Annotated in this window: 14 protein-coding genes, 1 tRNA gene and 1 other RNA gene; 10 read left to right on the plus strand and 6 right to left on the minus strand. The window is 64.9% G+C overall.

Annotated features, from left to right (window positions below):
* Nucleotides 1-20: 20 nt before the first annotated feature.
* Nucleotides 21-320 (minus strand): type II toxin-antitoxin system VapB family antitoxin, encoded by a 300-nt coding sequence (locus tag FDN03_RS04235; protein WP_054821128.1) that lies wholly within the window; start codon nucleotides 318-320, stop codon nucleotides 21-23.
* Nucleotides 321-574: 254 nt separating this feature from the next.
* On the opposite strand from FDN03_RS04235, the gene FDN03_RS04240 reads away from it, so the two are divergent.
* Nucleotides 575-1615: a 2-oxoglutarate and iron-dependent oxygenase domain-containing protein gene (locus FDN03_RS04240; RefSeq protein ID WP_138174433.1), complete on the plus strand. Its 1041-nt coding sequence runs from the start codon at nucleotides 575-577 to the stop codon at nucleotides 1613-1615.
* 224 nt (nucleotides 1616-1839) lie between these two features.
* Here FDN03_RS04240 and FDN03_RS04245 read toward each other — a convergent pair whose 3' ends face one another.
* The 3 genes from FDN03_RS04245 to FDN03_RS04255 form a co-directional block, all read right to left on the minus strand.
* The gene (locus FDN03_RS04245; protein ID WP_138925534.1) at nucleotides 1840-2634 is read right to left on the minus strand and encodes a response regulator transcription factor; all 795 of its coding nucleotides are present in this window, start codon (nucleotides 2632-2634) and stop codon (nucleotides 1840-1842) included.
* Between the two features lie 140 nt (nucleotides 2635-2774).
* Entirely contained in the window at nucleotides 2775-3170 is a 396-nt protein-coding gene (locus FDN03_RS04250) for a VOC family protein (RefSeq protein ID WP_138174437.1), read from the minus strand.
* 95 nt (nucleotides 3171-3265) lie between these two features.
* Nucleotides 3266-3353, minus strand: a tRNA-Ser gene (locus tag FDN03_RS04255).
* 293 nt (nucleotides 3354-3646) lie between these two features.
* On the opposite strand from FDN03_RS04255, the gene FDN03_RS04260 reads away from it, so the two are divergent.
* The 9 genes from FDN03_RS04260 (at nucleotide 3647) to FDN03_RS04300 (ending at nucleotide 15415) form a co-directional block, all read left to right on the plus strand.
* A complete protein-coding gene (locus tag FDN03_RS04260; protein WP_171021126.1) occupies nucleotides 3647-5062 on the plus strand; it encodes an HNH endonuclease signature motif containing protein in 1416 nt (471 codons plus the stop codon).
* Nucleotides 5063-5146: 84 nt separating this feature from the next.
* Nucleotides 5147-5243, plus strand: an RNA gene (ffs, locus tag FDN03_RS04265) — signal recognition particle sRNA small type.
* Between the two features lie 27 nt (nucleotides 5244-5270).
* Nucleotides 5271-6191 (plus strand): tRNA glutamyl-Q(34) synthetase GluQRS, encoded by a 921-nt coding sequence (gluQRS, locus tag FDN03_RS04270; protein ID WP_138174441.1) that lies wholly within the window; start codon nucleotides 5271-5273, stop codon nucleotides 6189-6191.
* Between the two features lie 9 nt (nucleotides 6192-6200).
* Nucleotides 6201-9995: a DNA polymerase III subunit gamma and tau gene (locus FDN03_RS16735; RefSeq protein ID WP_249354275.1), complete on the plus strand. Its 3795-nt coding sequence runs from the start codon at nucleotides 6201-6203 to the stop codon at nucleotides 9993-9995.
* A gap of 102 nt (nucleotides 9996-10097) precedes the next feature.
* Entirely contained in the window at nucleotides 10098-10733 is a 636-nt protein-coding gene (recR, locus tag FDN03_RS04280) for a recombination mediator RecR (RefSeq protein ID WP_138174443.1), read from the plus strand.
* A gap of 179 nt (nucleotides 10734-10912) precedes the next feature.
* On the plus strand, nucleotides 10913-12658 hold the full coding sequence (locus FDN03_RS04285) for a DHA2 family efflux MFS transporter permease subunit (protein ID WP_249354277.1): 1746 nt from the start codon (nucleotides 10913-10915) through the stop codon (nucleotides 12656-12658).
* A 6-nt stretch (nucleotides 12659-12664) separates the two neighbouring features.
* A complete protein-coding gene (locus FDN03_RS04290; protein WP_138174445.1) occupies nucleotides 12665-13171 on the plus strand; it encodes a MarR family transcriptional regulator in 507 nt (168 codons plus the stop codon).
* Nucleotides 13172-13311: 140 nt separating this feature from the next.
* The gene (locus tag FDN03_RS04295) at nucleotides 13312-13863 is read left to right on the plus strand and encodes a hypothetical protein (RefSeq protein ID WP_138174447.1); all 552 of its coding nucleotides are present in this window, start codon (nucleotides 13312-13314) and stop codon (nucleotides 13861-13863) included.
* Nucleotides 13864-14128: 265 nt separating this feature from the next.
* On the plus strand, nucleotides 14129-15415 hold the full coding sequence (locus tag FDN03_RS04300; protein WP_138174449.1) for an aspartate kinase: 1287 nt from the start codon (nucleotides 14129-14131) through the stop codon (nucleotides 15413-15415).
* A 102-nt stretch (nucleotides 15416-15517) separates the two neighbouring features.
* Here FDN03_RS04300 and FDN03_RS04305 read toward each other — a convergent pair whose 3' ends face one another.
* Both FDN03_RS04305 and FDN03_RS04310 read right to left on the minus strand, forming a co-directional pair.
* Nucleotides 15518-16459 (minus strand): cytochrome b/b6 domain-containing protein, encoded by a 942-nt coding sequence (locus tag FDN03_RS04305; RefSeq protein WP_138174451.1) that lies wholly within the window; start codon nucleotides 16457-16459, stop codon nucleotides 15518-15520.
* Between the two features lie 50 nt (nucleotides 16460-16509).
* Nucleotides 16510-17184: a response regulator gene (locus tag FDN03_RS04310; protein WP_138174453.1), complete on the minus strand. Its 675-nt coding sequence runs from the start codon at nucleotides 17182-17184 to the stop codon at nucleotides 16510-16512.
* Nucleotides 17185-17187: the final 3 nt, after the last annotated feature.

Genomic DNA, 17187 nt, shown 5'->3' on the forward strand with positions numbered 1-17187 from the left:
TGTGACCTGTAGCTTACCGGCTACTCGTCCAGGTTCAACACCCTGGCGTGCATTATCGAACGGTGGTGCAAGGCGGTGCGCACGGCGCGGTGCAGCCCGTCCTCCAGATACAGGTTGCCCTGCCAGCGCACCACGTGCGGGAACAGATCCCCGAAGAACGTCGAGTCCTCGGCCAACAGGGCTTCCAGGTCCAGGGTCCGCTTTGTGGTGGTCAGCTCCTCCAGGCGCACCTGCTGCGGGGGAATCGCGCTCCAGTCCCGGGTGCTGCGCATCTGATGCTCTGGATAGGGGCGCTGCTCTCCTACTGCTTTAAAAATCACCCCTCCAGCATAGAAAACCGCTGTCGGCCCAGACCCGCAACGCAACGGATGCGGCCAACCGCCCCCGCGTGGGTTATCATGTCCCCGGCGGAGCGGCTCGTTGTCCTCTACACAGCGCCCCCGGGTGCCGTCGCCGGGCAGTATGCCCCAGTAATCACGCAGAAAACAAGGATTTCGACGCATTCATTAACCTGCCGGAACCGTGCGTAACCTACGCTGGTAACAATCGCTGCGGCGGGTGCAACATTGTGGGCATGAACAACGCAGTCACCGAGATCCCAGTGCTCGATATCTCCACCGCCCGCAACGCCGACGGCTCCTTCAATCAGCAGTTCGTCCAGAAGCTGCGCCACGCGGCGCACCGCGTCGGCTTCTTCCAGATCGTCGGCTACGCCAAGACCGAGAACCAGGACCAGCAGCTGCTGGAAACCATCGCCGAGTTCTTCGCCAAGCCGGTGGAGCAGAAGCTGAAGCTGGATAACCGCAACAGCGCCCAGTTCCGCGGCTACACCCGGATGGGCACCGAGATCACCCGGGGACGGGCCGATGCGCGTGAACAGATCGACTACGGCCCACAGCGCCCTGCCCTCGACGCCGTTCCCGCGGACGCCCCCTACCTGAATCTGCAGGGCCCGAACCAGTTCCCCCAGGATTTCCCACAGCTGGAGGAACGCGCGATGGCGTGGGCCGAGCTGATGCACCAGACCGGACATGAGCTGCTTTCGGCGCTGGCCGTGGGCCTGGGGCTGGATGAGGACCACTTTGATGAGCCGTTTGCCAACACCCCGGCCTGGATGGGCAAGCTGGTGCACTACGTCTCCGGTGACGTGGTCCCGGACGCCGGCAACCAGGGCGTGGGGCTGCACGCCGACTACGGCTTCATCACCCTGCTGCTGCAGGACAGCGTGGGCGGGCTGCAGGTGCAGCCGTACGGGCAGGAAGAGTGGATTGAAGTGCCACCCACTCCCGGCGCGCTGGTGGTGAACCTGGGTGAGATGCTCGAGGTGGCAACCGACGGGTACCTGATGGCCACCATTCACCGGGTGATCGCCCCGCCGGCGGGCGTGGACCGCTACTCGGTGCCCTTCTTCTACTCCCCGCGCCTGGACGCGGTGATCGACAAGGTCCAGCTGCCAGCCGAACTGGCAGCCGAAGCCCGGGGCGTCTCCGATGATCCGCAGAACCCGATGCTGGCCTCCTACGGCGCCAATGTGCTCAAGGGTTGGCTACGCGCCCACCCACAGACCGCGGCAATCCATTACCCAGAACTGGTGCAGAGCAAGGCCAGCGCTTAAGTTCGCAAGGCCGGGCGCAACGGACGCCGCGAGCGCGGGAGCCTTACGGTGCTGTTGCTGTTAACAGTGCGAGTGTTCATGACGTCAACTGGTCCCCCAATTACCAGTCAGGCCGTCATCTGAGAAGCACTCCCGGTATACACCGTGCCCCCATTCTTACCCGTGTGACTCAAACTACTGATAGGTTCATCTAAAGATTTCATCAATTCATCTGAATGCGCCTGTCAGACCGCTAGTTTCTGTTCCGTAATCATTCGGTAGCCAACGCCGCGAACGGTCTCAATCCATTTTGGTTCCCGCGCCGAGTCACCCAACTTGCGGCGCAGGTTTGCGATATGCACCTCGATGCTGCGTTGATCGGCGGAGGAAATGTAGCTGTCACCGCCGTTCTCGTAGCCATTGAGATGGCGCACCATCTCCTGCTTGCTGCGCACACGCCCCGGATTCATCAGCAACATGTGCAGCAGCGAGAACTCCGTGGCGGTGACCGGAATGGAGGTTCCGTCAATCGTCACATCCCACGTGCTGGTGTTCAGAATCAGATCCCGGTGGCGCAATTCCTCGCCGCCGTCTGGATCGATTCCGTTCAGCAGCTGCCGCATTCGCTCGCGTTGCCGCATGATCGCATTGATCCGGGCGCGAAGCTCCCGCATGCGTCCGGTTCCGGCCATGTATTGATCGGCCCCGGCTTCCAGCGCCAGCACGACTTCTATCTCGTCGTCGCTGGGCAACATCGCAATGATGTGCGCTTTGGTTATCGGGCGGATTCGCTGAATGGTTTCATTCATGTCGATATCCGGCAGCCCGGGGAAGACCAGGACAATGTCCGTTTCGGCCCTCTCAACCTGCTGCACCCCTAAGCGGCCCGAGTCCGCACGGTCAACAGAGAACCCGGCGTTATGCAGCACCAAATCAAAATCTGGTCCCGCCGCCGCGTCTCCACAAATAAGCACAACTCTGCGCTTCTCATTCACCATATCTATGCCCCAAACATCGATGAACGATCCAATTTTTCCCAAGTACAGCAGATACTACAGCAGAACATGCGGCTGACGGGGAAAGAGATGACGGGTAAAGAGCGCAGGTTACTTGGGAAGCCGCAAATCCAATGCAATCCAGGAACAACGACGCCACACCCACAACCGTCGACGTGGCGGGCCTATCGATCAGATAGGACGCAGAATTCATTGCCCTCGGGGTCGGCCATGACCACCCATTCTTGAATGCCCTGACCAATGTCGATGGGACGGGCCCCAAGGATAATTAGACGCCGCACTTCCTCCTCCTGGGAAACACCATGCGGGGTGAGGTCCAGGTGCAGCCGGTTCTTGACGCCCTTGCCCTCGGGAACTCGAGCAAAGGTCAGGATCGGGGTTCCGGACCCCTCACCCGCACTCCTCATAAGCCCACCTTCACCACGTAGTGCGGGCGAACCTATGGACACGAATTCGGCGGTGCGTTCGATAACGGCAAAGCCCAGTGCGGCACACCAGAAATCCGCCAAGGCTTCGGGTCGATGACAGTCGATTCCGATCTCGGTGATCCAACTAGTCATTCTCGGCTCCCCTCAGGGATCAAGTCCGCAGGATCCCAGAGGTTAAATGATAATGTCCCGGTGAACCGAAGTTACGGTCCACCGGGACATCCATCTGGCGGAGGATGGGGGATTTGAACCCCCGAGGGCGTGAACCCAACACGCGTTCCAGGCGTGCGCCATAGGCCGCTAGGCGAATCCTCCATAGCGCTCTGTAGAGCAGGCTCCAGCATATCGAAATTTTTCCTGATTCACGAATCGGGTTCCGGGCCAGCCTCAAAAGTATCCCAGTCGCTCAAGATCCCCGGAAGTTCGGGGATTCCGGACGCTTATCCCCATCGAGCAGACCCCGAGATCAAAGTGTCGGGGTGCCGCGAGACAATGAATACATGGGAAAAAGAGATGTATTTCATAACGACGGTGATCCTCACCGTTTGCACATCCTCCCATCTGGTCATCGTGAGTTTTGTGGATCAGATGGAGACTGGTCCGCGCAGGTGGAACGGGAAGTTGTCTTCAGCTCGTTGGCAGATAACGTCACCACACTGTCGGCGCTCGGTGTTGCCACCACTGCAAAGCAGGCCCTGACCCAGCTTGAGCAAATCGCCAGAATTCGCTCACAACTGGATAGCGCGGAAGCGCTCCTGCTGGCTGATGCCTTGGAACTGGCCAATCGGGAGGCGGAACAGAACGCCGAGCAACAGGTCCTCTTCCAGGACGCACTCCAGGAACGCAGCGCTGAGTACTACGGAGTCGACCCTCGAAACCCGGACATCATCCGCTCTTCGCTGGTCAGTGAAGTTTCCATCGCCATGCGCGAACCCGAGCGGGTAGTGCGAGGCAAACTGATCACCGCAGAAGGCCTGCGCCATTTGTGCCCAAGGACGCTCAGCGAGCTCAGCCAAGGAAGCATCACCACCAAGAGCGCGGTGGAAATCGTGAAAAACTCGCAGGATCTTGAACCGGAGGAAGCCCACCATCTGGAAGAGGTGCTGCTGCCCATTGCCCGCACCAGCCCCGACCACACCGTCAAGAAACAGGCGCAGAAGATGCGCGGACGCCTTCATCCACAAAGCCCGGAGGAACGCCACAAGGTGAAGCAGGCCGAACGCGGCGTCATTTGCTGGAACGAAGATGGCGGGATGGCCAAGATTCTGATCACCCTGGAAGCCCAGGACGCACTCGCGATCATGAATACGCTGAACTGGCACATCGCGGGACACCGCGACCCGGACGACGATCGCGGCGACGCGCAGATTCGCGCGGACATCTTCCGGGATGTGTTGTTGGATGGCTGGCCGGAGCGCAAGGGAGCCGACGTCAAGGCTCGTATTGCAATCACCATCCCGGCCCTGGAAATGCTTGCAAACCCACAGCGGACGGTAGCGGAACTAGAAGGCTACGGGCCGGTCCCACTGGGAGTGGCGCTGCAGCTGGCCAAGAACGCGCCTTCGTTGATTCCGGTGCTAACCGACCCCTGGACCGGAGCGGTAATCGACATTGGTCGAACCCGCTACCGGCCACCCAACGTGCTAAGGGAATTCCTTCGCTGGCGGGACGAGCACTGTTGCTTCCCCGGATGTCGTCGGTTGCCCGATGCCAGCGAAATCGACCACATCGATGACTGGGCGAAGGGCGGCGGAACGACACGGCGGAACACGAGACTGCTGTGCAAGCGGCACCAGATGTTCAAGCACGCGCTCGGGTGGCAATCCACATACCGCCCGGATGGCTCGGTTGAATGGCGCACCCCCAACGGGATGATTCAAACTCACCTGCCGGGCAGCATCCGCAGCGCCCAATCGTTCGAACCCGAGATGGCGACAAATCCAATGTTGCCCACAGTCGAGGTGAACGATGAAGTGCTCCGGGTTCTGGGCTGGCGTGACCCTCCCCAACAGAATGCCGGGTAAGCGGCAAGGATCTTAACACCCTCGTTGAGAGCAAGGGCACGTCTCCTCGATTTCATCCACGGGCACGTCTCCGGTAGTATTTTCGGTGACCCCTCGTGTGGTGTCATCCTGTTGAACTCCCCCAGGACCGGAAGGTAGCAAGGGTAGATGGGCTCTGGCAGGTGCATGAGGGGTCTTTACTTTTCCACGATGCGTGAATGGAGTCTAGGTGGGCGCTGGTCGTTACGCCCCAAGTCCTTCGGGGCCGCTTCACCTTGGCAATTTACGCACTGCGATTCTGGCCTGGCTATTTGCCCGCTCAACCTCGCGGCAGTTCCTCTTGCGCATTGAAGACCTGGACCGTGTGCGTTCCGGCGCCGAAGAAATGCAACTCAAGGAATTGGCGGCGCTGGGCTTGGATTTTGATGGCCCCCTGGTCCGCCAGCACGAGCGGCTGGACACTTATCAGCAGATCATCGCGTCTCTGGCTGAACGCGGAATGGTTTACGAATGCTTCTGCTCACGCAAGGACATCGCCGAAGCTGCGTCCGCGCCGCACGCCGCACCCGGCGCCTACCCGGGCACCTGTCGAAACCTGACGGACGTGCAGCGGGCCGAGCGAGCCAAGGTTCGGCCTGCCGCTTTGCGGCTCCGCGCCGAAACCGCCTCCTTCACCGTCCATGACGAATTGGCTGGCGAATACCGCGGACTGGTCGACGACTTTGTGCTGTTACGCAACGACGGCGCACCGTCGTACAACCTCGCCGTGGTGGTTGATGACGGGCACTTCGGCATCGACCAGGTCGTGCGCGGGGACGACCTGCTCTCTTCGGCGCCCCGGCAGGCCTATTTGGCGTCGCTGCTGTCACTGCCCGTCCCCGAATATGCCCATGTGCCGTTGGCGGTCAACGACAAGGGGCAACGGCTGGCCAAACGCGACGGGTCAGTGACCCTCGAAGACCTTTTCGAGAAAGGCATTGATGCCGACCAAGTGCGCGGGATCTTGCTAGAGTCATTGGGCCTGCCTACCAGCTCGCTCGACGCCGCGTTGCGGGCCTTTGACCCGGCCCGGCTGCCCCGGGAGCCTTGGGTGGTACGGCCAGATGAAATTGTTCACCAGCTGATGCCTGATGCATCGAAGAACAGATAGGGTATCGGTGTGAGTACAGCGCTTTACCGTAGATATCGTCCCGACACCTTCGCCGACGTTATCGGGCAAGAGCACGTGACCACCCCCCTGATGACTGCCCTGTCGAAGAACCGGGTCAATCACGCCTACCTCTTTTCCGGGCCCCGCGGCTGCGGCAAGACCACCAGCGCCCGCATCCTGGCACGCTGCCTGAACTGTGCCGAAGGCCCGACGCCGACCCCGTGCGGCAAATGCGACAGCTGCATTGAACTGGCCAGCGGCGGCCCGGGCTCCCTTGACGTCATCGAGATCGACGCGGCCAGCCACGGCGGCGTCGAAGACGCCCGCGACCTTCGCGAGCGTGCAACTTTTGCCCCGACCCGCGACCGGTACAAGGTCTTCATCATCGATGAGGCCCATATGGTTACCCCGGCAGGATTCAACGCCCTGCTGAAAATCGTTGAAGAGCCGCCGGCCCACATCAAGTTCATCTTCGCGACCACCGAACCGGACAAGGTCATCGGCACGATTCGCTCGCGTACCCACCACTACCCGTTCCGCCTGGTTCCTCCCGAGGCCCTGCTGCAGTACCTGCAGACCCTCTGCGAACGTGAGAACGTCCAGGTGGCCGAGGGCGTGCTGCCGCTGGTGATCCGCGCCGGCGGAGGATCGGTGCGTGACACCCTCTCCGTACTGGACCAGCTGATGGCCGGGGCCTCGGAGGCCGGGGTCGACTACGAAACCGCGGTCGCCCTGCTGGGCTACACGCACGCCACGTTGCTGGATGAGGTGTCCCTGGCGCTGCATGAGGCCGACGGGGCCAGCCTGTTCGACGCGATCGACCGGATCGTGCAGACCGGCCTGGATCCGCGCCGCTTCGTCGAGGACCTGTTGGAGCGTTTCCGTGACCTGATCATCGCCAAGGCGGTGCCTGAGGGGCTGGAAAAGATCCTGCGCGGCATGCCCGGCGACCAGTTGCAGAGCCTGGCCGATCAATCCACCCTGTTCGGACAGGCCGAGCTGAGCCGTTGGGCCGATGTAACCAACCAGGCCCTGACCGACATGACCGGGGCCACCTCACCGCGCCTGCACCTGGAGCTGCTGGCCGCGCGCTTGCTGCTGCCTTCGGCCGATGCCGGGGCCAGCGCCGTTGCCGCCCGCCTGGATCGGCTCGAACGCCATGCCATGACCGGCGGCGCGCTGCCCGAGCTGGCGCAGGATGGCTCCAGCGATGCACCGATGTCCAGCGCTCCCATGGCATCTCCGGAAAGCACCCGCCAGGGCGCCGCCGCAGTACGTGAGGCACTGGCGGCTGCCCGCGCCCGCAAGCAGGGAACAGCCCCCGCCGAGACTGCCTCCCCGCAATCCCAGGAGCCTGAAACCCCCGCCGCTCAGCAGCCCGAACAGGTTCCAGCCGACGCTCAGACCGCTCACTCACAGACTCCGGCTTCCGATCACCGGCAGCCGCAGGAGCCGAGCGCGCAGCAGATCCCGGATGCCGAAGACGGACCCTTGGATCCGGGCGGCTCACTCAACACCGGGGCCGACGCCGACTGGGGCGGCACCTGGGGTCCGATCAGTGATGCGCCGAGCAATCCGGTAACCACCCCGGTGGATCCTTCCCCGAGTGTCCCGGCCCAGCGTCCGGAAGGCGTCTCCCCGTTCAGCCTGGTTCCGGATCCGGCCAGCGGCGAAGACCTCTCCTTTGGCACCGGAGTGCCTATCGACGACGTGAAGCAGAACGCGGCCATGGCCGAATTCGCCAAGCGCGCGGCGGCGCAGCGCGAACAGTCCCAGCCGCAGGGCCCAGCCGCACCACAGCAAACTGCTCAGCAGCAGCCCGCCTCGCCACAACCCGCACAGGATTCCCCTGCCCATCCAGCCCAGTTCGAACAGCACCGAGGGGCCGACGAGCAGGATCAGCACGCGGAACAGCAGCGCGCCGAAGTGCAGCGCCAGGCTGAGGAAAACGCGCGCCGCGAACAGGCCCAGCGCGAACAAGCTCAGCGCGAGCAGGCCGAACGCGAACAAGCCCAACGCGCCGAAGCGCAGCGCCAGGCCGAAGAAAACGCACGCCGCGAACAAGCCCAACGCGAACAAGCTCAGCGCGAACAGGCCGAACGCGAACAAGCCCAACGCGCCGAAGCGCAGCGCCAGGCCGAAGAAAACGCACGCCGTGAACAGGCCCAACGCGAGCAGGCACAGCGCGCCGAACAGCAGCGCCAGATGCAGCAGGAGCAGCAGCGGCCGCAGCAGCAGCAGGCACCACATGGTCAGCCTTCCCCGCAGCGCCAACAGCCACAGCAGCAGTCTCAAGCGGCTGCCGCCTCGGGCGGGTCCGGCGGTGCAGTCCAGGCGTTCCAGCAGGCCTGGCCCACGATCCTGGAGCAGCTGCAGTCCCACTCGCGGGTTCTGCACTCGATGGTTGCGAACTATGCGAACATCGGAGGTTTCGACGGTCGCACCCTGACACTGGCCTTCTCAAACTCCGGGCCGCTGGTGAACTTGCGCAACCGGCCGGACATGATGGGGCTGCTGACCAATACGGTCAGCCAGGTCATGCGGCAACAGGTCGAGGTGGTCCTCACCGAGGGAGGCTCGGGTCCCACCGGTGGTGGTTCCCCAAAAGGTGACCGCCGGCCCCAGCCGGCGTCCGCACCAGTAGCTGAACGTCAGTCGAACGCAGCGGCGGACGCCCCGGCGCCCACGCCCCACTCACCGCAGGCAGCGTCGGTCGCCCAGCCCTCCCGGCAGGAACCTGCCGGGCAGCGCGCCGGTGAGGGCTCCGCACCGGCGGGGATCTCCGCCCCGCCCTACGACGAACCGCCCTACGATGAGGAACCGCCGTACGATCCGTACGAGGACTCCTACCCTCCAGAGGACAGCTACTACTCCCCCGAGCCGTCGCGCCCCCAGCCAGCCGCACGCCCGGCTGCTGCCGACGTACCAGCTACGCCTGCGCGGCAGGCCCCGTCCGGTCCCGTGGCGCCCTCCGGGCAGACGGCTGCCCCCGGGGCTCCGCGTACCTTTGACGGGCCACCGGTGGCACCCAAGCCGCGGATGACCGCCGGCATGAGTGCCCGGCAGGCCGAGCAGGGCGGGCCGGCGGCACCTGCCGCGGCGGCCGGCGGCTACTCCCGGCCGGTCAGCGACGTTCCGCTGCGCCCGGGCAGCACCACCGATTCCTTCCCGGCACCTACCGGTCCGGTGGACGTGCCTTCCGAGCCGGCACCGCCGGCCCCGGGCAACGAGCCACAGCGTCGGCAACCGGAACCACCCCAGGCCCACCGCGAAGCCCCGATCCCGGCCAGGCCGGAGCCGGCCGGCCTGCCGCAGGCCCAACCGTCACAGCCATCGCAGCCGCACCAGCAGCGCCCACCCATGGACCAGGAATCGGCCCCCGTCGCCCCGGCTCCTGGCGCCGGGCATGCCTCGGCGGCGGACAATGCGTGGGGGCAGCCCGCAGCGCCGCGCGCACAGTCGGGCGCACCCGCAGCCCCCGCACCCGCGGCCCCCGCTGCTCCTGCAGCCCAGGGCGGCCAGCGGCTGAGCCGCTACCAGCAGCTGATGAACCAGGCGCGCAGCTCCTCGTCCCCGATGGATTCGGCCGCCGGTTCCTGGGGCCAGCCGCAGCGTTCGGCACCGCAGCGCCCCACACCGCAGCCGGAACCGGAGCCGGATGAGTTCGTGCCCAGCGATGATGACATCGCGGTGGAGGATTCGAACCTGATCGGGGTGCCGGCCATCGAACGGCTGCTGGGCGGCGTGGTGATCGAACAGCGCGACACCAACGGCAATCCGGTGGAACTTCGCCGCAGCCTCTAGCTGCGCCGCCCGCCACGGGTAAGTGTCGGTGTGAGACGCTAATCTAGTACGCGAACCCCGGCCAGCCAGCACGGGTTCGCCCAGCAAGGAAAGAGAGCAGCAGTGTACGAGGGAGCAGTTCAGGAACTGATCGACGAGCTCGGTCGGCTTCCGGGCATCGGTCCGAAGTCCGCACAGCGCATCGCTTTCCATATCCTCGATGCCGATCCGGGTGATATGACCCGGCTGGCGGCCGCCATCCAGACGGTGAAGGAGAAGGTGAAGTTCTGCCAGATCTGCTTCAACATCACCGAGCAGGAGATCTGCGCGATCTGCCGGGATGAACGCCGCGATGGCAGCAAGATCTGCATCGTCGAGGAGTCCAAGGACGTGTTGGCCATTGAGCGCACGCGCGCCTTCAACGGCAAGTACCACGTGCTGGGTGGCTCCATCAACCCGATCCAGGGCATCGGCCCGGAGCAGCTGCACATCCGCGAGCTGCTCGCCCGGTTGGGCGATGAGTCGATCACCGAGCTGATCGTGGCCACCGACCCGAACCTGGAGGGCGAGGCCACGGCCACCTACCTGATTCGTGCGCTGCGGCCGCTGGGCATCAGCATCACCCGGCTGGCCTCGGGCCTTCCGGTGGGCGGGGACCTGGAGTACGCCGATGAGGTCACCCTGGCCCGTGCGTTCGAGGGGCGGCGCGACACCGCGCCCGCGGCCCCCGCCACGCCCTCCGCTTCCCAGGACTCCTAGGGCTGCCCCCACGGCCATCGCCCTCCCCGGCACGCCACGGTTCGCCTCCCGTGGACGGGCACACGCGCCCGGTTTTTAGTTGTCAAAAGTCAATGAATGTGGAATCGCCCACTTTGGTTGATCGAACTCAACCATCGGTCTATAGTTGACGTAGTTCAACTAACAGACTTTGGAGCACTATGACCACTACACCCGCGGATCAGAACCCGCGTATGTCGCACCGGGAGGTTTTGCAATCTCTCACCGGGCTGCTGATGGGCATGTTCGTCTCGATCCTGGCCGGCACCGTTGTTGCCAGCTCGCTGCCGGTGATCGTTGCCGACCTGCACGGCAGCCAGACCGCCTACACCTGGGTGGTGACCGCCACGCTGCTGGCCACCACCGTCTCCACCCCGATCTGGGGCAAGTTCGCCGACCTGGGCAACCGCAAGCTGCTGCTGCAGATCGCGCTGATGATGTTCGTGCTGGCCTCCGCGGCCGCCGGCTTTGCGCAGGACACGAACTTCCTGATCGCGATGCGCATCATCCAGGGCCTGGCCGGCGGCGGCATGGGCGCCCTGAGCCAGATCGTGATGGCCGACATCCTCTCCCCGCGCGAACGCGGAAAGTACATGGGCCTGTTCGGCGCGGTCATGGCCGTGGGTACGGTCGGTGGACCGCTGATCGGCGGGTTCATCACCGACACCATCAACTGGCGCTGGAACTTCTTCGTCGCCCTGCCGGTGGCGATCGTCGCGGTCATCATGATCCAGCGGACCCTGCATTTGCCCGCCGTGACCAAGCGGTCGTTCAAGATCGACTACTGGGGCATGATCCTGCTCTCCGCCGGCGTGTCCTTACTGCTGATCTGGATGTCGCTGGGCGGCAGTGAATTCGAGTGGGCCTCCCTGACCAGCTACCTGATGGTCGCCGGCTCGGTGCTGCTGCTGGCCGCGTTCGTCCTGGTCGAGCTGCGCGCCGAGGAGCCGCTGCTGAACCTGACCCTGTTCCGCAACCGCACCTTCACCTTCGCCGTGATCGCCTCGCTGGCGGTGGGCGTGTCGATGTTCGGCACCTCGGTGTTCCTCAGCCAGTACATGATCATGGCCCGCGGCGCCAGCGCCATGCAGGCCGGGCTGATGACCTTCCCGATGATGGCGGGCCTGCTGGTGATCTCCACCGGCGCCGGCTGGCTGATCTCGCGCTACGGCAAGTGGAAGGCGCTGGTGGTCAGCGGGTCCATCCTGCAGGTGATCGGGCTGTTCCTGCTAGGCAGCATCCACTACGACACCCCGTTCGTGCTGGTGGCCACGTACATGTTCATCCTGGGCGCCGGCGTGGGCCTGGTGATGCAGAACATGGTGCTGGTCGTGCAGAACTCGGTGGCACAGCGTGAGCTGGGCGTGGCCTCCTCGGCCGTGAACTTCTTCCGCACCCTGGGCGGCACCGCCGGCACCGCCGGGCTGGGCGCACTGTTGGCGGTCAGCATCCCGAACATGCTCGAGGACCGCAAGAACGAGCTGATGCAGGCTCTGGCCTCGCTGGGCGACAAGGCCGCTGAGGTGGGCGCCGCCCTGAATTCGGGCTCGCTGCCGGAAATCTCCTCGCTGCCCGAACCGGTGCGCGTGATCCTGGAATCCACCTATGGCGATGCCGTGGCCCAGCTGTTCGCGGTCGCCGCACCGATCAGCATCATCACCGTGATCGCGGTGCTGCTGCTGCCGAACCAGTCGCTGAGCACCCAGACCCGCACCGAGCGCATGCGCGATGAGCAGGGCCTGGTTGAGGTTGACCCGGAGCACGGCCTGGCCGCCGCCGCGGTGACCACCGAGGCCGCACAGCCCACTGGGGATGCCGCCGATGCACCGCAGGCCCCGGAGCAGGGCAAGACACTGGGCTCGGGCTCCACCGCGCAGCAACGCCCGGGGAACCCGGCGGGAAAGTAATCCACGATGAACACGGATCTAGCGGCCGCGGCCGAACCGGCCCGGGAAGACCTGGGGCCGGCGGCCACCGGGGATGACTTCAGCCACCGCTTTGAGGCGCTGGAGCACCAGCTGGTGCAGCTGATGGTGAACAACACCCACGCCAAACGGAACCTCGCGGCCCGATTCGGGGATCAGCTGCCGCCGGCCGCGCTGCCGGTACTGGCGCTGGTGCTGAAGAACGACCATATCGCGCAGTCGGAGCTGTGCTCGCAGCTGATGATCGACAAGGCCAGCCTCTCCCGGCTGGTGACCCGGATGGAAGAGGTCGGGCTGCTGGCGCGCAGCCTGGATCCGGATGACCGCCGGGTCAGCCGGCTTAGTGCCACCGACGAAGCGCGCACACGCTGGCGCGCTCTGATGGGAGAGCACCGGTCGCGCTGGCGGTCCAAGGTAAGCGAGTGGCCCCGTGACGATGTGGACCGGCTGATCGGACTCCTGGACCGGCTGAACATCGATCTGCGGGAGAACTAAACAGCCGGACTCACCTCGTGCTCCGAGGCGGAGAACAAGGTGTATCACCGGATAGGACGCCGGGGGACTGCGAAAGTCCCCCGGCGTCCTGCTGTTTCTCCACCCCTGACACCGAGGCGCGGCTTCGGTAAGGTCGTGCCATGACCAGTAAGTCCAGCAACATCCCAGCCATCGAGCGCGCCACCGGGATTGGGTGGGAACAATGGGTTGAGCACCTGGGCGCGGCCCAGGCCCAGACGCTGGCCCACGCGCGCATCGCCGAGCTGGCCGAGCAGCGCATGCCGCACCGGGTGCAGAACTCCGGCTGGTGGGCCCAGAGCGTGGCGGTGGCCTATGAGCAGCACATCGGACGGCGGCTGCCGGGCCAGGCCAACGACGGCAGTTTCCAGTTCTCCGTCTCACGCACCATCGACGCCGACATGGACCAGGCCCTGCAGCGCTGGCAGGAGCTGGCCCAGGAACGCGGCGACTTCAACGGGGTGCCGATCCAGGAGCCCGGGCGCGCCAGCAGCACCCCGAAATGGCGATACTGGCGCATCGGGCTGCAGGACGGGGCGCGGATCGCGGTGAACATCAGCGCCAAGGGTGCCAAGTCCGCGGTGGTGGTGAACCACAGCGGGATCATGGACCCGGATCTGGTGGAGAACTGGAAGTCCTACTGGCGCTCGCTGCTCGCCCAGCTGCCCTCCTGAGACGGTCCGGCCCCGCGGATCCCGCCCTTTGACCGGTCGATCGGGCTTGCGGGAAACGATTTCAACAGCATGTTGCGAAGATGTTGGGCAATATGACTAATGTTAAGAACCGCAACTAGGTCAAGTGGGGCACCTGCTGTCACAATAGGACACTGATAGAAATACCGCGGCCGCGCCGGCCAAAATCGGCTGGCTGCCGCGCGTACATCATGGTTGTTGCCACGGGTGTGGTTCAACAACTCTCAGTGTTGGAGTGTGCTTGCCCATGAGCCTGATCGTCCAGAAATTCGGTGGTTCGTCCGTCTCGGATGCCGAAGGCATCAAGCGTGTTGCGCGCCGGATTATTGACACCAAGGCCGCCGGCAACGACGTGGTCGTTGTCGTCTCCGCCATGGGTGACACCACGGACGACCTGCTGGATCTGGCAGCCCAGCTCACCACCAACGCCCCGGCCCGGGAAATGGACATGCTGCTCTCGGCCGGGGAACGCATCTCCATGGCGCTGCTGGCCATGGCCATCGACGAGCTGGGCGAACAGGCCGCCTCCTTCACCGGCTCGCAGGCCGGGCTGATCACCGATGCCTCCCACGGCATGGCCCGCATCATGGAGGTCTCCCCGCAGCGGGTGCACCGGGCGATCGAGCGCGGGTACATCGCGATCGTGGCCGGCTTCCAGGGGATGAGCAAGGAAACGAAGAACATCACCACCATGGGCCGCGGCGGCTCGGACACCACCGCGGTGGCGTTGGCCGCGGCATTGGACGCCGATGTCTGCGAGATCTACACGGACGTGGACGGCATCTACACCGCCGACCCGCGGGTGGTCTCCTCGGCGCAGAAGATCGAGAAGATCTCCAGCGAGGAAATGCTGGAGATGGCCGCCAGCGGCTCGAAGATCCTGCACCTGCGCTGCGTGGAGTACGCCCGCCGCTTCGGCGTGCCGCTGCACGTGCGCTCCTCATTCAGCACCCATGAGGGTACCTGGGTCATCCCCGACCCGGACGACAAGATCACCATCCAAGAGGGAGAACCCATGGAACAGCCAATCATCTCCGGTGTCGCCCACGACCACTCCGAGGCGAAGGTCACCGTTATCGGCGTGCCCGACATCCCGGGCAAGGCCGCGCAGATCTTCGGGGTCATCGCCGCCGCGCAGGCCAACATCGACATGATCGTGCAGAACATCTCCACCCAGGGCTCGGGCAAGACCGACATCTCCTTCACCCTGCCGATGACCGAGGGCAAGCGGGTGCTCGATGCGCTGAACACCGCCAAGGGCGAGATCGGCTTTGAGGAGCTGGAGTACAACGAGGAGGTCGGCAAGCTCTCCCTGGTCGGCGCCGGGATGCGTTCGAACCCCGGGGTGTCCTTCACCTTCTTCGAGGCGCTGCACCAGGCCGGGATCAACGTGGACATGATCTCCACCTCGGAGATCCGCATCTCCGTGGTCACCGACGCGGACAAGCTCAACGACGCGGTGCGCGCGATCCACACCGCGTTCAATCTGGACGCCGAGGTCGAGGCCACCGTCTACGGCGGCACCGGGCGCTAGGCCCGCAGCGCGCGGCCGGCCAGCAACAGCACAAAAAGGGCCCGGGGTTCCTTCCCACAGCGGGAGGAAACCCGGGCCCTTTGGCGTCAGGGTGCCGGCGCGTTAGCGGCTGAGCTTGCCGGTGAGCCCGGCGATCGGGCGCAGGAAGATCGGGCGGGCCAGCAGCCAGCCGGCGACGACCACGACCACCGAGCCGATGAAGACCCACAGGCCCAGCCAGCCGGTGTCATCACGTGCCGCGTACATGTGGTTCAGGTTGCGCAGCGCCCCGGTGGAGAAGACCAGCACCACGTGAACGATGATGAACATGACGAAGAACAGCATGGTGGGCAGGTGGATCGCCCGGGCCAGCTCGATCGGGTACGCCTTGTTGATCCTGGCCTGCTTCGGCCACGCGTTGGACATCCGCAGCCCGGTGATGATGGCCAGCGGCGCAGCGACGAACACCACCAGGAAGTAGGTGATCATCTGCAGGGCGTTGTAGTTCGTCCAGCTGTTCTCCAGGGGCCAGTCGAAGGAGGCGTACTGCAGGGCGGAGGACAGGGCGTTGGGGAACACGTCCCAGTGGGTCGGCACGATGCGCACCCATTGGCCGGTGACGAACAGCAGGATGTAGAACACCAGCCCGTTGAGCACCCACAGGGCGTCCAGGCTCAGGTGGAACCACAGTTCCAGGCTGATCTTCTTCGGTGTGCCCTTCGTCTTGACCAGCCCCTTGTTGTTCCGCGTCCAGAAGGTGCGCGGGCGCCCGGTGCTGCGCACCTGCCAGCCGGAGCGGATGATCAGCACGATCAGGAACATGTTCAGGAAGTGCTGCCAGCCCATCCAGGCCGGGAAGCCGACCGGCGCGTTCTGCGGCAGCGTGGAATGCCCCGGGTAGCGGGTCAGGAAATCCTGCACCGGTTCCAGGGTGCGCAGCCAGCGCGCCAGCAGCACCACGAGGGCGGCGACGATCAATGCCGCTGCCACCGTGAGAACCGGGCGCAGCCACGGGGGTGGTGTGGCCTTCCCGGTGCGTGACGGTTTCTTGCCGATCGTAGACATATGTGTTTTTCCTTCGACACGAAGTGGTGATTGCACTTATCGTAGCGTTCCTACCGAGGTGAAGTCAGGTATCGGTGTTCAGGTCGGCCCCGGTTTCCGTAGCTCAGCTGCAGCTGCAGGGCCTCGCTGGCGACCAGCGCGGCCAGATACCGCTGCGCGGTGGCCCGGGCGATTCCCACGGCCTCGGCGACCTGGGCGACGCTCAAGGGTTCGCTGGCATCCTGCACGCAGGCCAGCACCGCCTGCTCGGTGGGGGCGGCGCCTCCGGACGGCGCGGCGGTCTCCTCCCCCGCCCACAACGCCTTGTACAGCCGGTCCACGGCACCCTGGTCCAGGTTCGTGCTCGCCGCCAGCTGCCGGCGGTAGCGGGCCCAGCCCTTGAGCTTGGCGGCCAGGGTGCGCGGTTCGAAGGGCTTGATGACAAAGGCCAGCACCCCGGCGCGCAGGGCCGCGGCGATGTTCTGCGGTTCGCTGGCGGCCGAGACCATGATGACATCCACGTCCAGCACCTTGGCCAGCTCCAGGCCGCTCACGTGCGGCAGGTACAAATCCAGCAGCACCAGGTCCGGCTGCTGCGCGGCCACCACCTTGGGCACCGTGCGCGAATCCTGCACGGGTTCCAGCGCCGTGAAACCCGGTATCTCATTGACCATGGAGGCGTGCAGTTCACCGACCCTGAAGTCGTCGTCGACGATCAGCACCCGGTAGTCCCCAGGGGTTGGCATGGT

The organism is Glutamicibacter sp. V16R2B1, assembly GCF_005774635.1.
Lineage (GTDB): Bacteria > Actinomycetota > Actinomycetes > Actinomycetales > Micrococcaceae > Glutamicibacter > Glutamicibacter creatinolyticus.

Coding starts and splice junctions, on each gene's coding strand:
- FDN03_RS04240 (WP_138174433.1), top strand. CDS start 575: ATGAACAACGCAGTCACCGAGATCCCAGTGCTCGATATCTCCACCGCC.
- FDN03_RS04250 (WP_138174437.1), bottom strand. CDS start 3,170: ATGACTAGTTGGATCACCGAGATCGGAATCGACTGTCATCGACCCGAA.
- FDN03_RS04285 (WP_249354277.1), top strand. CDS start 10,913: ATGACCACTACACCCGCGGATCAGAACCCGCGTATGTCGCACCGGGAG.
- FDN03_RS04290 (WP_138174445.1), top strand. CDS start 12,665: ATGAACACGGATCTAGCGGCCGCGGCCGAACCGGCCCGGGAAGACCTG.
- FDN03_RS04295 (WP_138174447.1), top strand. CDS start 13,312: ATGACCAGTAAGTCCAGCAACATCCCAGCCATCGAGCGCGCCACCGGG.
- FDN03_RS04300 (WP_138174449.1), top strand. CDS start 14,129: ATGAGCCTGATCGTCCAGAAATTCGGTGGTTCGTCCGTCTCGGATGCC.
- FDN03_RS04305 (WP_138174451.1), bottom strand. CDS start 16,459: ATGTCTACGATCGGCAAGAAACCGTCACGCACCGGGAAGGCCACACCA.
- FDN03_RS04310 (WP_138174453.1), bottom strand. CDS start 17,184: ATGCCAACCCCTGGGGACTACCGGGTGCTGATCGTCGACGACGACTTC.